The sequence below is a fragment of the Enterobacter cloacae complex sp. IR5428 genome (genome assembly GCF_049238585.1).
GTDB lineage: Bacteria > Pseudomonadota > Gammaproteobacteria > Enterobacterales > Enterobacteriaceae > Enterobacter > Enterobacter intestinihominis.
In genome coordinates this window covers 200,980-215,153 of record NZ_JBMKHV010000004.1, presented here as the reverse complement: position 1 = coordinate 215,153, position 14,174 = coordinate 200,980, and the positions used below count along the sequence as shown (strand labels likewise).

Sequence of the window (14,174 nt, the reverse complement as noted above, 5' to 3'; positions counted from 1 at the left end):
GGTATGGATTACAGCACCAATGCTGCGATAGAGGCAGACAGGACGCTCACCAGCGTTGAACCGTAAACCAGCTTCAGGCCAAAGCGAGAAACGACGTTACCTTGCTCTTCGTTCAGGCCTTTAATCGCACCAGCGATAATACCGATGGAAGAGAAGTTCGCGAAGGAGACCAGGAAGACGGACAGGATCCCTTCCGCACGCGGGGAGAGCGTGCTGGCAATCTTCTGAAGATCCATCATCGCCACGAATTCATTGGATACCAGTTTCGTTGCCATGATACTGCCCACCTGCAACGCTTCGTGAGCGGGCACACCCATTACCCAGGCGACCGGGTAGAAGATATAGCCCAGAATACCCTGGAACGAAATACCAAGTACGGCCGCAAACAGGGCGTTCAGCGCAGCGATCAGTGCGATAAAGCCAATCAGCATCGCGGCAACGATAATCGCAACCTTGAAACCCGCCAGAATGTATTCACCCAGCATTTCGAAGAAGCTCTGTCCCTCGTGCAGGTTTGACATCTGAATGTTCTCTTCGCTGGCATCCACGCGGTACGGGTTAATCAGCGAAAGAACGATAAAGGTGCTGAACATATTCAGAACCAGCGCTGCAACCACGTATTTAGGTTCCAGCATAGTCATATACGCGCCCACGATAGACATGGAAACGGTAGACATTGCTGTCGCCGCCATGGTGTACATGCGGTTACGGGACATCTTGCCGAGGATATCTTTATACGCAATGAAGTTCTCAGACTGACCCAGGATCAGCGAGCTGACTGCGTTAAAGGATTCCAGCTTGCCCATGCCATTAACTTTCGATAACAGGAAGCCGATTGCACGGATAACCACCGGCAGAACACGAATGTGCTGGAGGATCCCGATCAGGGCAGAGATGAAGACGATAGGGCAGAGCACTTTCAGGAAGAAGAAGGCCAAACCCTGATCGTTCATGTTGCCAAAGACAAAGTTAGTCCCGTCGTTGGCAAATCCGAGCAGTTTTTCGAACATTTCGGAGAAGCCTTTCACGAAGCCGAGGCCTACGTTGGAGTTCAGGAAGAACCACGCAAGTAAAACTTCAATGACCAGCAGCTGGACAACATAGCGAATACGAATATTTTTGCGGTCAGTGCTGACCAGCAATGCGAGTGCAGTAACGACAACGAGTGCCAGGACAAAATGAAGGACGCGGTCCATATTTGCTCCAAATATGAGGCAGGTTTAATTTCCGTGCACATTCTATGTAACAAGCACAAAGAAAACGAGATCAAGCCCACACTATAGTTACATCCTGTGACGAGTCTCAAAAATAGTGATCAACAATACATTTTTGTTATGTTAGGTAAATGAGTGAAAAGTTAAGTTTGTGTGCTACGCTTCACAAATGTCTGCGCATTTTCACATTCTGTGACCTTGCTCCACCTGCCTGTCTATTGTCCCTGGCTATCAGAGTAATCATGTTAACCATTACAAATGAACTTGATAATCATTCTCATTTTGATAGCATAAAACATAGCACAGGCTATATTTCCAGAGGCAGAAATGACGAATAGTCGCGTAGAGAGTAGCAGCGGCAGGGCGGCACGCAAGCTGCGGTTCGCATTAATGGGACCTGCATTCATTGCCGCGATTGGCTACATCGATCCGGGTAATTTTGCGACCAATATTCAGGCCGGGGCCAGTTTCGGCTATAAGCTGCTGTGGGTTGTGGTGTGGGCCAACCTGATGGCGATGCTGATTCAGATGCTTTCCGCGAAGCTGGGTATTGCCACCGGGAAAAACCTGGCGGAGCAAATCCGCGATCATTATCCGCGTCCGGCGGTATGGTTTTACTGGGTCCAGGCGGAAATTATCGCCATGGCCACCGATCTCGCCGAGTTTATCGGGGCGGCGATCGGCTTTAAGCTTATTCTGGGCGTCTCCCTGCTACAGGGCGCCGTGCTGACCGGTATCGCCACGTTCCTTATTTTGATGCTCCAGAGGCGGGGACAAAAACCGCTGGAGAAAGTCATCGGCGGCCTGCTGCTGTTCGTCGCTGCCGCCTATATTGTTGAGCTGATTTTCTCCCAGCCGAATCTGGTGCAGTTGACGAAAGGGATGGTGATCCCGTCGTTACCCACCTCTGAAGCCGTATTTCTGGCCGCCGGGGTGCTGGGGGCGACCATTATGCCGCACGTAATTTATCTGCACTCTTCTTTAACCCAAAATCTGCACGGCGGGACGAGTAAAGAGCGCTACTCCGCCTCGAAATGGGATGTGGCAATTGCGATGACCATTGCCGGATTTGTGAATCTGGCGATGATGGCGACTGCCGCCGCCGCGTTTCACTTTAACGGGCATACCGGGGTTGCCGATCTCGACCAGGCGTACCTGACGCTGGAGCCGTTGCTGAGCCATGCCGCTGCCACTATTTTTGGTTTAAGCCTGGTTGCTGCGGGACTTTCCTCTACGGTTGTGGGGACACTGGCCGGGCAGGTGGTGATGCAGGGGTTCGTACGTTTCCATATTCCACTGTGGGTTCGCCGTTCGGTAACGATGCTGCCTTCCTTTATTGTAATTCTGATGGGGCTGGATCCGACCCGCATTCTGGTGATGAGTCAGGTGCTGCTGAGTTTCGGTATTGCGCTGGCGCTGGTGCCGCTACTGATATTCACCAGCAACAAATCGCTGATGGGCGATCTGGTGAATTCGACGTGGGTGAAACGCGCCGGGTGGGCCATTGTGGTCGTGGTGGTGGCGTTAAACATGTGGTTGCTGATAGGCACAGCAGCAGGCCTGTAAAAGAAAAAGGAGCCGTGAGGCTCCTTTTTGCTGTTAATGGTGATGGCCGTGACCATGGCCTCTGCCTTTTCCGTGACCCCTGCCGCCACGGCGGTCGTCACGATCGTTCCAGCCTTCGCGGTAGCCGCGCTCGTAGGCCTTACGCTTATCCCAGCCACGGTGATAGCCGTTATCGTGTTTCCACCAGCGGTTTTTACGCCACTCATAATGTCGGTGCCAGTAGTCACGGTCGCGCCAGTAGCCACCGTCCCAGTATCTGCCGTAGTCATCACGATCGCCAATTTGTAATTTAATCGATGGCAACAGGGTGATTTCGCCCGCATTGGCGACCAGCGGGGCCGAAGCCAGTAGTACCGCTGCAAGAATCAGTGACCTGAACATACTCTTTCTCCTTCACGATCGGGGCCGCTGTGCGACCTGTTAACGCAATTTTACGAGTTGGTAAACATTCGTTTCATCGCCTCAACTCCTAAATCATGAACGAGAGCACTTTTTGCTAAAAGTGTTTTTAATCTGAACTGGACAGGATCGCTTCTATCGTCTTCAGCTCTTCTGCGGAGAAATGACGATTTTCAAGCATGCCTGCAGCATCATCAATTTGTCCGGTTTTGCTTGCGCCGATGAGCACGGATGTCACTGCATCGTGGCGCAGGATCCAGGCCAGTGCCATTTGCGAAAGCTTTTGCCCCCGTTTTTCCGCCAGCGCATTCAGCTTGCGTACCTTTTCCAGCTTTTTGTCGGTGATCTGGTCCGGATTAAGGAACTTACTGCCGCTTGCTGCGCGAGAATCCGCCGGGATGCCGTTCAGATAGCGATCGGTCAACTGTCCGCCCGCCAGGGGAGAGAAGGGGATACATCCCACCCCTTTTTGCTGCAACACGTCCAGCAACCCCTCTTCAGGCGCACGTTCAAACATGGAGTACTTCGGCTGGTGGATTAGACAGGGCGTACCCAGATCCTCCAGTATTTCAATCGCCTGCCGCGCCAGTTCTGCCGGGTAGTTGGACAGGCCGATGTACAGCGCTTTGCCCTGGCGCACCACATGGTCAAGCGCTTTCATCGTTTCACGTAGCGGCGTTTGTGGATCGGGGCGGTGATGATAGAAGATATCAACGTACTCCAGCCCCATACGCCTGAGGCTCTGGTCCAGGCTGGAAATCAGATATTTACGCGAGCCCCAGTCGCCGTAAGGCCCGTCCCACATGGTGTAGCCCGCTTTGGTGGAGATGATTAGCTCATCGCGCCAGGGCAGGAAATCCTCCTGCAGGATGCGCCCGAAGTTGCGTTCGGCTGAACCAGGAGGTGGGCCGTAATTATTGGCAAGGTCAAAATGTGTAATACCCAAATCGAAGGCGCGCTGTAAAAGTTGACGGCTGTTTTCGAGCAGCGTCGCGTCGCCAAAATTATGCCAAAGCCCCAGCGAGATGGCGGGAAGCTTGAGGCCGCTTTGCCCACAGCGGCGATATTGCATTGTCTGGTAACGATTTTTGTCAGGTTGATAACCCATGAGCGAGACCTCTGGCGCTGGAAAGAAAAATCAGTGTATGCGTTTACACTAACCTGAAGAAAATGAGCATAGCTCAGCTTTTTTCGTAAAGCATTCTTTCCAGCCCCTGATTGTCGCCAATTCTGGACACCCTTCACGCTTATTTAATACTCAGAGTGAGGTCAACGTCAGAAGGACACCTATAATATGCGTACCCCCTATTGCGTCGCCGATTACCTGCTGGACCGACTAACAGATTGCGGTGCCGATCATCTGTTTGGCGTGCCGGGCGACTATAACCTGCAGTTTCTCGACCATGTGATAGACAGCCCGGACATCTGCTGGGTGGGCTGTGCCAACGAGCTGAACGCGTCTTACGCCGCAGACGGCTATGCCCGCTGTAAGGGATTTGCCGCACTCCTTACGACTTTCGGCGTTGGGGAGTTAAGCGCCATGAACGGTGTGGCGGGCAGCTTTGCCGAACATGTCCCCGTGCTCCATATTGTGGGGGCTCCGGGTATGGCGGCGCAGCAGCGAGGAGAGTTACTGCACCACACCTTAGGCGACGGCGAGTTCCGCCATTTCTACCACATGAGCGAACCCATCACCGTTGCACAGGCGGTGCTTACCGAACAAAACGCCTGCTATGAAATTGACAGAGTCCTGACCACCATGCTGCGGGAGCGCCGTCCGGGCTACCTGATGCTGCCCGCCGATGTGGCGAAAAAAGCCGCTACGCCCCCTGTAAGCGCTCTCACTCTTAACTCCGCACCGGCCGATTCAGCCTGCATGCAAGCGTTCCGTGAGGCTGCCGAAAAGCGTTTGTCAACGAGCAAACGCACCGCGCTGTTAGCGGACTTCCTGGTGCTGCGCCACGGTTTGCGCGCGGCCCTTCAAACGTGGGTGAAAGAGGTGCCGATGGCACACGCCACCATGCTGATGGGCAAGGGCATTTTTGACGAACGACAGAGCGGTTTTTATGGCACCTACAGCGGATCGGCGAGCGCCGCGGCGGTCAAAGAGGCAATCGAGGGGGCTGATACGGTGCTGTGCATTGGCACGCGCTTTACCGATACGCTCACAGCCGGGTTTACCCACCAGCTGACGCCAGATCAGACGATAGAGGTTCAGCCCCACGCGTCCCGCGTCGGCGACGTCTGGTTTACGGGTATCCCGATGAGGGAGGCCATTGAAACGCTGACAGCGCTGTGTAAAACGCATGTGTGTGATACGCGAGCGCCATCTGATCACAGCAGCTCTTCTTTCCCCACTATCGAAGGGGCGCTGACTCAGGAGAGCTTCTGGCGTACCCTGCAAACGTTTATTCGCCCCGGAGACATTATTCTGGCTGACCAGGGGACGTCTGCTTTCGGCGCTATCGATTTGCGTTTACCGGCAGACGTGAACTTTATCGTCCAGCCGCTTTGGGGATCGATCGGCTACACGCTCGCGGCGGCGTTTGGCGCGCAAACAGCGTGTCCGAACCGACGCGTGATTGTCCTGACGGGTGACGGTGCCGCGCAGTTGACCATTCAGGAGCTGGGATCGATGCTGCGCGACAAGCAGCGCCCGATTATTCTGGTGCTTAACAACGAGGGATACACGGTTGAGAGAGCCATCCACGGGCCGGAGCAGCGCTATAACGATATTGCCCTCTGGAACTGGACGCAGATCCCGCAGGCGCTGAGCCTGGCGCCAGAAGCAGAATGCTGGCGCGTCAGCGAAGCGGAAACACTGGCGGAGGTGCTGGATAAAGTAGCACACCACGAGCGACTATCGCTGATCGAGGTGATGCTGCCGAAAGCCGATATTCCGCCGCTGCTGAGCGCGCTGACCAAAGCGCTGGAGGCGCGCAATAACGCCTGATTACCTGTCGTTTCGCCATGCCATCAACATCGGTTTGCCCGCCAGCAGGAGCCAGGCGGGCAACATCACGATACAAAGGAGCGGCAGAAGCGTGGTATCCGGCACCACAACGGCCGCCATAAACAGACTCAGCCATGCATCGCGCGTTACCACCAGTACCAGCCCCAGAATGGAGCAGGAGACGGTAATCGCCGCAGGGACAGCGTCGACGTGCTCATGCAGCATCAGCCCCAGCGCGACGCCAACAAATACCGCCGGGAAGATCCGTCCTCCCCGGAAACCACAGGCTGCAGCGATCACCAGCGCCGCCAGTTTTACCAGCGCGAACAGCAGATAATCGGAGACGCTAAAGACCTGGCTGAAGGCCAGTTGCTGCATCTCGTCCAGACCCTTAAACAGCGTAACCGTCCCGCCGATAGCGCCTAAAACGCCCAGAATAAAACCGCCCATACCCAGAATCAGCACCGGATGCTTCAGCCTGTGCATCAGACGATGCAGGCGCGGAAGACACCACACTGCGATCATTCCCAGCGCAATGGCTATCGCGACGACGACGGCACCGCTGACAATATCGGTGAGTTGCATCTGGCCATAGTGGGGGATGGGGAGTGAAAAATGGGGATGGAAAAACAGGCTGGTTGTGAGGGCCCCTGCTGCTGCGGCCATCAGTGGCGCAAAGAGTTTATCCCACAGCGGCACATCATTGTCGCTGCTGAGCGTTTGCGAAAAGATGAGCGCAGCCGCTATTGGGGTACCAAACAGTGCCCCGATGGTGCCGGCGGAAGCCAGAATCGTCCAGTCCAGCGCGCCAACGCGCGGGAAAAGACGCGTTCCCAGAAAGACCGCCAGCGCGATATTAACCGCCATAATGGGATGTTCAGGCCCGAGGCTTACGCCGCCCGCAAGACCGATAATCAGCGCGACAACAAGCCCCGGCAGAGCAGAGGGAGATACTGGCGCACCAATCAAGGGTTCCAGTGCCGGGTCCGGCCCGGCATGGCCCGGGCTATAGCGGATCACCAGACCTACGGCAATTCCGGTCAGGGTCAGCATCATCATGATCCACCCTGGCGAGTCAGTGCTGATGCCAAGTTTAACCGGCAGCGCGGTCCATAAAATCGTTTGCAGCACTGCCGCTACTTTCATGACGACGATGAGCACCAGGCTCGACGCTACGCCAATAATTAGCGCCGGGACAGCCAATAACAGCATGGTTCTGGCTCGCGGATGGAGCATGATGATTTCCTTGTACAAAACGGCTTAACGTTACTTTGCACAATCAGCATTGTGGCAATAGTGCAAAAGGTGCTGAAACGGTAAAGTTATTATGTGACGAAGATCGATAATCCATGGGCAGTCACCTTCTGGTCGTTGTTGTTATCACGCCTTGAATTTACAGTGTCCCAAAGATTTATTCTGACTTTAGCGGAGCAGTAGAAGAATGACAAAGTATGCTTTGGTAGGTGATGTTGGCGGCACCAATGCGCGCCTTGCCCTGTGCGATGTGAACAGCGGTGAAATTTCTCAGGCGAAAACCTATTCAGGGCTGGATTACCCAAGCCTGGAAGCGGTAGTTCGCGTCTATCTTGAAGAGCATAAAGTGAGCGTTGAAGACGGTTGTATCGCCATCGCCTGTCCGATCACTGGCGACTGGGTGGCGATGACCAACCACACGTGGGCCTTTTCAATTGCCGAAATGCGGAAAAACCTCGGCTTCTCGCACCTTGAAATTATCAACGATTTCACTGCGGTTTCCATGGCTATCCCAATGCTTAAACCTGAGCATCTGATTCAGTTCGGCGGTACGGCCCCGGTTGAAGGCAAACCCATTGCTGTTTACGGCGCCGGAACCGGTCTGGGGGTGGCGCACCTGGTCCACGTCGACAAACGCTGGGTGAGCCTGCCGGGTGAGGGCGGTCACGTGGATTTTGCGCCGAACAGCGAAGAAGAGGGCATTATTCTTGAGGAGCTACGCGCCGAAATTGGTCACGTGTCGGCCGAGCGCGTGCTTTCTGGCCCGGGTCTGGTGAACCTGTATCGGGCGATTGTAAAATCAGACGGACGTCTGCCGGAAAATCTGCAGCCTAAAGATGTGACCGAACGCGCGCTGGCCGACAGCTGTATTGACTGCCGTCGTGCTTTGTCGTTGTTCTGCGTCATTATGGGGCGTTTCGGCGGCAACCTGGCCCTGAATCTCGGCACCTTTGGCGGGGTCTATATTGCGGGCGGGATCGTGCCGCGCTTCCTCGATTTCTTTACCGCCTCCGGTTTCCGTGGTGGCTTTGAAGACAAAGGCCGCTTCAAAAGTTACGTGCAGGACATTCCGGTTTACCTGATTGTCCACGACAATCCGGGCTTGCTTGGCTCCGGGGCGCATCTGCGTCAGGTACTTGGCCAGATCCTCTGACATCCGTCTCCCTCTCCTGCGGGAGAGGGAACGCGCTACAGGTGCATGAGCTGGCGGAACGCTTTCACTCTGCTGCGGCTTACCGGCACCTGAAAATCCAGATCCTTCAGACGCAAAATATAGGTGTTATTAAACCAGGGTTCGATCTCGCGGATCTTGTTCAGGTTGACGCAGAACGAGCGGTGGCAGCGGAAGAAGTGCGCTGCCGGGAGTTTGTTGCAAAATTCGGTGATGTTCATCGCCATTACGTAGGCCTCACGCCGCGTATAGACAAACGTCATTTTTTCGTGCGCTTCAGCATAGTAAATATCGTCGACAGGCGTGACGATGATCCGTTCGTCCTTGACCAGATTAATGGTGTCGTTTTCCCGCGCTACCGGACTGGCACTGGCGGGCAGCGACTGCTGCTGCCATGCGGCTTCCAGCTTATGCAGCATGCTGATAATACGTGACTCCTGATACGGCTTGAGAATATAGTCAAACGCCTCCAGCTCGAAGGCTTCCACGGCATGCTCTTTCCACGCGGTGACAAACACAATAAACGGCTTGTGGGCGAACTGATTGATATTTTGCGCCAGCAGAACGCCGTCCAGAGACGGAATATTAATATCGAGAAAAATCGCGTCGACCCGGTTATGCTGCAAAAATTTCAGCACGTCCAGGCCATCCTCAAAACAGCCAACAATCTCCATCTGGCTGTGGGTTTTAATAAGCCAGCTCAACTCCTGCTGAGCCAGAATTTCATCTTCTACGATGATGACTTTCATCTGTTACTCCGGCCTACGGCAACAAGGATATGGGGGCATTAACGGGCGTTCGTTCGTTCGGAACATAAAAAGCAATCTCGGTGCCCGGCTCAAGGCGGTGAATGTGCAGCCCGTCACCGTACAGCAGCTTGACCCGGTGGTGCACGTTCAGCAGCCCGATTTTATTTCCCGGCATTTCGTTTGATTCGACGCGCTCGATAACTTTCGGATCGATGCCGTGTCCGGTATCGCGCACGGCGATTCGCACGCGGTTACCGCTTTCCGTCACGCTAATCGTGACCACGCCTTTTCCTTTACACGGCTGAATGCCGTGAACAATAGCGTTTTCCACCAGCGGCTGGATCAGCAGGCTTGGGATCACGCAGTTGACCTCTTCATCAATATCGTAAATGACCGTCAGCTTATCGCCAAAGCGTGCCTGCTCAATCGCGATGTAATCCTTGATTTGATACAGCTCTTTTTTGATGTCGATCTGCTCGTCGTCTTTTAACTCAATGTTGTAGCGCAGATAGCGCGACAGATTAAAAATCAGCTGCCGCGCGGTATCCGGATTAAGACGAATGGAAGAGGATATAGCGTTCAGCGCGTTAAACAGGAAATGGGGATTGATCTTGCTTTGCAGGGCACGCAGCTCTGCCTTATTTGCCATCTCGCGCAACTGCTCCGCACGCGAAACTTCGAGTTGGGTGGAGATAATCTGCGACAGGCCAATCGCCATCTCCTGGAGCGAGGAGGTGATTTGGTGCGCATGGCAGTAGTAAATTTTCAGCGTCCCCGTGACCACGCCTTTTTCCCACAGCGGGATCACCAGCATTGAGTGGATCTCTGGCGTCCGGTGGGCTTCATCATTGTTTTTAATGATGATTTTTCCGTAGTTAATCGCCTGTCTGGTGGTCGGGCTGATGGTATCGTCGCTGTCGCGATAATTGTGCTCACCGACGCCAACATAGGCCAGCACGTGGTCAATATTGGTGATGGCAACCGCATCGGCGTGAATATCCCGGCGGATGATATCGCAAACCTGACGTAAAGATTCGGTGTTAACGTGTCGGAAAAGCGGCAGCGTTTTGTTGGCAATATCCAGTGCCAGCTTCGCCTGACGCGCGGCGCTGGCCTCTTTTTCGCCCTCCACGCTTTGCACCAGCAGCACGATAAAACCGATACAGACGCTCCCGAGGATCATCGGAATACCGATCTTCGAGACGATATCCAGCCCCAGCGCAACGGTTGGCGCCCAGACGATGACCAGGATCATGGTCAGCGTTTCGCAGACCATCCCCGCGATAATCCCTGCACGCCAGTGCTGCTTTTTCGGGATTTTGCGGTTAATCCAGCCCGAGAGCAGCCCGGCAATAATGCTGGTGATAAAGCAGGGGACTGCCGTCACGCCGCCAATATCAATCAGGTATCGATGGGTGCCGGCGATGATGCCTGTGATAATCCCTACCCAGGGACCAAAGAGGATCCCGCCCGACATGACGGCGATGATGCGCACGTTCACCAGCGAGCCTTCTACCGGCACCCCGGACCAGGTGCTGAACAGGGCAAACATCGAAAAGATAAACGTGACGGCCAGCAGCTCTTTTGGCGAATGGGCAGATTTATGCAACAGTTCGCGGAACAAGCGGATGCGGATAAGGAAAAAGAGACAGATCAGCATTAATGCCGCGCGGTCGAACACCGCCAGGAGCATATTGAAGATTTCGTGCACGGTCAGGCCTGGGAAAACGGGAAAAATCTATGATAGAAAACATAGGGCCAGATGACCAGCTATCCATCAGATTTATCAAATGGGGAAAAACCATAATTCTCAAAGGGGATTGCTGGCTTTTGACTGAAAGTCGCTGCTTTTTCGTTTGGGGAGAAGCGTCAGGTAACGATACTGAAAATATTGTGTTAAATCGCAGCGCTTAAAACTGCCTGATCACGATAAGAGTTCCGCTTTTCACTGCAATCGCATTCCCGTTTTAGCGCAATATATTGTTTTGCCGTTATCCCCTCGACAGCGTCTTTTTCTTCAGGTTATTTTCTAAGCATGCCACACGGGTGGCAGCGTCGCTCGGACGGTCCGGGCGCTAACGTGACTCTGAGGAATCTATGGCTGAATTCAGTCCTGAACGCCGTTTTACGCGTATCGATCGTCTCCCCCCTTATGTTTTCAATATCACTGCTGAACTGAAAATGGCTGCGCGTCGGCGCGGTGAAGACATTATCGATTTCAGTATGGGTAACCCTGACGGCCCAACGCCGCCGCATATCGTTGAGAAACTCTGCACAGTTGCCCAGCGTCCCGATACCCATGGGTATTCAACCTCACGCGGCATTCCACGCTTGCGTCGGGCGATCTCCCGCTGGTATCAGGATCGTTATCAGGTGGATATCGACCCTGAAAGCGAAGCGATTGTGACCATTGGCTCCAAAGAGGGGCTGGCCCACCTGATGCTGGCGACGCTCGATCACGGCGATACCGTCCTGGTGCCGAATCCGAGCTACCCAATTCATATTTATGGGGCGGTGATTGCTGGCGCGCAGGTGCGTTCTGTTCCACTGGTGGAAGGCGTCGACTTCTTCAACGAGCTGGAACGGGCGATTCGTGAAAGCTATCCGAAGCCGAAAATGATGATCCTCGGTTTCCCGTCCAACCCAACGGCACAATGCGTCGAACTCGAATTCTTTGAGAAAGTGGTCGCGCTGGCTAAGCGTTACGACGTGCTGGTGGTACACGATCTCGCCTATGCTGATATCGTTTATGATGGCTGGAAAGCGCCGTCAATTATGCAGGTACCGGGTGCCCGTGATGTGGCGGTTGAGTTTTTCACCCTGTCGAAAAGCTACAACATGGCGGGCTGGCGAATTGGATTTATGGTGGGAAACAAAACGCTGGTGAGCGCCCTGGCGCGTATTAAAAGTTACCATGACTATGGTACGTTTACGCCATTGCAGGTCGCGGCCATCGCGGCGCTGGAAGGGGATCAGCAGTGCGTGCTTGATATTGCCGCCCAGTACAAGCGCCGCCGTGATGTGCTGGTAAAAGGGCTTCACGAAGCGGGCTGGATGGTTGAAATGCCTAAAGCTTCCATGTACGTCTGGGCGAAAATCCCCGAGCCGTATGCGGCGATGGGATCTCTGGAATTTGCCAAAAAACTGCTTCAGGACGCGAAGGTTTGCGTTTCTCCAGGCATTGGCTTTGGTGACTACGGTGACACGCATGTGCGTTTCGCGCTGATCGAAAACAGCGACCGTATCCGTCAGGCTGTGCGGGGGATTAAAAGCATGTTCCGCGCGGATGGCCTGCTTGCAGTTAAGAGCGTCGTGGAACAACCCGAGTCGTAACGGACACCAAAAAAACAGGCGCCAACGGCGCCTGTTTTTTTGACTGCATTTTCTTAACTAGATCATCAGAGCAAACGTTCCGGCCCAAACTAAAACAATAACCGAAATGCCCATAAAGAAATATTTCACGTTTCATCGCTCCGCGTATCTTCCGGTACGCATTAAAAAAACAGAGTCCAACTGAGTATAGAGAGTTGAAATCATGCGAAAGGGGAAATCGGAATTATCCCGTTACGTCGCTAACTTCAGCTCTGAATTCTGTGCTTTCCTGTCGCCAGACGGCGCTAATGTACGCCTAAATTTCAGGAGTGACAAGAGGCATTTTTTTAAATAATTTCCGATACTTACGAGTGTCGTGTAACGGCGACAGTTTGATTTCGGTACGCAATAAATGCCTGTTGAGCGACGGTCGAAAAAAGCCGTTACGCACTGCGATTACAGGTGCTTGAAAAGGTTAGTTTCTTAGCGAAACTAACCTTCGAAAGGGGTTAGATATAAAGTGAGGCTTCGCCCAGAGGGCGGGTTTTAAAGCGGCGGTGCATCCACAGATACTGCTCAGGTGCTCGCATAATCTCAAACTCAATCACCTTATTGATAAAGGTCGCGGCTTCACTCTCATCCTCAGGATAGTTCGCCATCTCCGGTGAGATATGCAGACGATAGCCTGACTTATCCGCTTTTCTGACCATGGTCACCGTTAACATCGAGGCGCCAGAGAGACGTGAAATCACAAAGGTACCGTTCGTCGTAGCGACATCTTTAACCGCAAAGAAAGGGGCAAAGCTGCTGCCTTTAGGGCCGTAGTCCTGGTCCGGGGCAAACCAGACGGCTTCACCTTTTTTCAGGGCGCCAACCATACCGCGCAGATTGTTACGGCTGATCATCGCCTTATTTGAACGCATGCGGCCCCGCGTTTGTACCCATTCCATCAGTGCGCTGTTATGCGGGCGATAGGTTGCCATCATCGGCTGACAAAGACCCATAACGCGGCCGCCCAGCTCAAGCGACATAAAATGCACACCCACAACCATCACGCCGCGTTTTTGCATCTGGGCATGTTTGAGGTTATCCAGACCTTCAACGTCAAACCATTTACGGACACGCTCGTCTGGCCAGAACCAGGCCATACCGGTTTCAAGCAGCGCCATACCGATAGATTTAAAGTTTTCAGCGATCAGCGTTTCACGCTGCTGCGCGTTGTAATGCGGAAAGCAAAGTTCAAGATTTTTTCGGGCAATGGACTCGCGACGCTTAAGAAAGTGACGCGATGCGCTGCCGAGCTTCGAACCCAGGAAGCGAATCACGGGATAAGGAAGCTGGACCAGCAGCCAAAGTACGCCAAGGCCGAACCATGTAAACCAGTAGCGCGGGTGCAGAAAAGCCCGCTGAAATTTGGATTGAGACAAAATAGTGGAACCTTTGTAAAGCCTGTGAAGGTAGCGCAGACTTCGCGATACCACGTGCCATTGAGACCGTAGGACGAGGTCATGGTTGCAGGCTTTACCGTTCTTTACGACGTTGCCTGGCCATTGCTG

Annotated in this window: 12 protein-coding genes; 4 read left to right on the top strand and 8 right to left on the bottom strand. The window is 53.8% G+C overall.

All coding sequences use genetic code 11. The features are described 5' to 3' along the window. Positions 1–8 precede the first annotated feature (8 nt). The gene (nupC, locus tag ACOTXC_RS07520; RefSeq protein WP_022648934.1) at positions 9–1,196 is read right to left on the bottom strand and encodes a nucleoside permease NupC; all 1,188 of its coding nucleotides are present in this window, start codon (positions 1,194–1,196) and stop codon (positions 9–11) included. A 345-nt stretch (positions 1,197–1,541) separates the two neighbouring features. Here nupC and ACOTXC_RS07515 point away from each other — a divergent pair, with 345 nt between their 5' ends. Then, positions 1,542–2,780 carry an Nramp family divalent metal transporter gene (locus ACOTXC_RS07515; RefSeq protein ID WP_023300656.1) on the top strand — a complete coding sequence of 413 codons (1,239 nt, stop codon included), beginning with the start codon at positions 1,542–1,544 and terminating at the stop codon, positions 2,778–2,780. A gap of 33 nt (positions 2,781–2,813) precedes the next feature. On the opposite strand, the gene ypeC is transcribed toward ACOTXC_RS07515, so the two are convergent. Together ypeC and mgrA are read right to left on the bottom strand one after the other, a co-directional pair. Then, positions 2,814–3,161, bottom strand: a complete 348-nt coding sequence (gene ypeC, locus ACOTXC_RS07510) for a DUF2502 domain-containing protein YpeC (protein WP_022648932.1) — start codon at positions 3,159–3,161, stop codon at positions 2,814–2,816. 127 nt (positions 3,162–3,288) lie between these two features. Next, positions 3,289–4,287, bottom strand: coding sequence for an L-glyceraldehyde 3-phosphate reductase (mgrA, locus tag ACOTXC_RS07505; RefSeq protein ID WP_275062169.1), 999 nt, complete (start codon positions 4,285–4,287; stop codon positions 3,289–3,291). A gap of 186 nt (positions 4,288–4,473) precedes the next feature. Between mgrA and ipdC the strand changes: the two genes are divergently transcribed. Further along, on the top strand, positions 4,474–6,132 hold the full coding sequence (gene ipdC / locus ACOTXC_RS07500) for an indolepyruvate decarboxylase (protein ID WP_038416470.1): 1,659 nt from the start codon (positions 4,474–4,476) through the stop codon (positions 6,130–6,132). Here the strand turns inward: ipdC and ACOTXC_RS07495 are convergent, their stop codons facing one another. Then, entirely contained in the window at positions 6,133–7,368 is a 1,236-nt protein-coding gene (locus tag ACOTXC_RS07495; protein ID WP_421767535.1) for an ion channel protein, read from the bottom strand. Positions 7,369–7,573: 205 nt separating this feature from the next. Here ACOTXC_RS07495 and glk point away from each other — a divergent pair, with 205 nt between their 5' ends. Beyond that, the gene (gene glk / locus ACOTXC_RS07490) at positions 7,574–8,539 is read left to right on the top strand and encodes a glucokinase (protein WP_022648928.1); all 966 of its coding nucleotides are present in this window, start codon (positions 7,574–7,576) and stop codon (positions 8,537–8,539) included. 35 nt (positions 8,540–8,574) lie between these two features. Here the strand turns inward: glk and ACOTXC_RS07485 are convergent, their stop codons facing one another. Together ACOTXC_RS07485 and ACOTXC_RS07480 are read right to left on the bottom strand one after the other, a co-directional pair. After that, on the bottom strand, positions 8,575–9,306 hold the full coding sequence (locus ACOTXC_RS07485) for a LytR/AlgR family response regulator transcription factor (RefSeq protein ID WP_032622329.1): 732 nt from the start codon (positions 9,304–9,306) through the stop codon (positions 8,575–8,577). Between the two features lie 13 nt (positions 9,307–9,319). After that, complete coding sequence (locus ACOTXC_RS07480; RefSeq protein ID WP_421767534.1) at positions 9,320–11,017, bottom strand: LytS/YhcK type 5TM receptor domain-containing protein; 1,698 nt, start codon at positions 11,015–11,017, stop codon at positions 9,320–9,322. A gap of 386 nt (positions 11,018–11,403) precedes the next feature. On the opposite strand from ACOTXC_RS07480, the gene alaC reads away from it, so the two are divergent. Further along, a complete protein-coding gene (alaC, locus tag ACOTXC_RS07475; protein ID WP_023300650.1) occupies positions 11,404–12,639 on the top strand; it encodes an alanine transaminase in 1,236 nt (411 codons plus the stop codon). Positions 12,640–12,696: 57 nt separating this feature from the next. On the opposite strand, the gene ypdK is transcribed toward alaC, so the two are convergent. Together ypdK and lpxP are read right to left on the bottom strand one after the other, a co-directional pair. Next, the gene (gene ypdK, locus ACOTXC_RS07470) at positions 12,697–12,768 is read right to left on the bottom strand and encodes a membrane protein YpdK (RefSeq protein WP_099458937.1); all 72 of its coding nucleotides are present in this window, start codon (positions 12,766–12,768) and stop codon (positions 12,697–12,699) included. A gap of 359 nt (positions 12,769–13,127) precedes the next feature. Then, positions 13,128–14,048 carry a kdo(2)-lipid IV(A) palmitoleoyltransferase gene (lpxP, locus tag ACOTXC_RS07465; protein WP_168713920.1) on the bottom strand — a complete coding sequence of 307 codons (921 nt, stop codon included), beginning with the start codon at positions 14,046–14,048 and terminating at the stop codon, positions 13,128–13,130. Between the last annotated feature and the right edge of the window lie 126 nt (positions 14,049–14,174).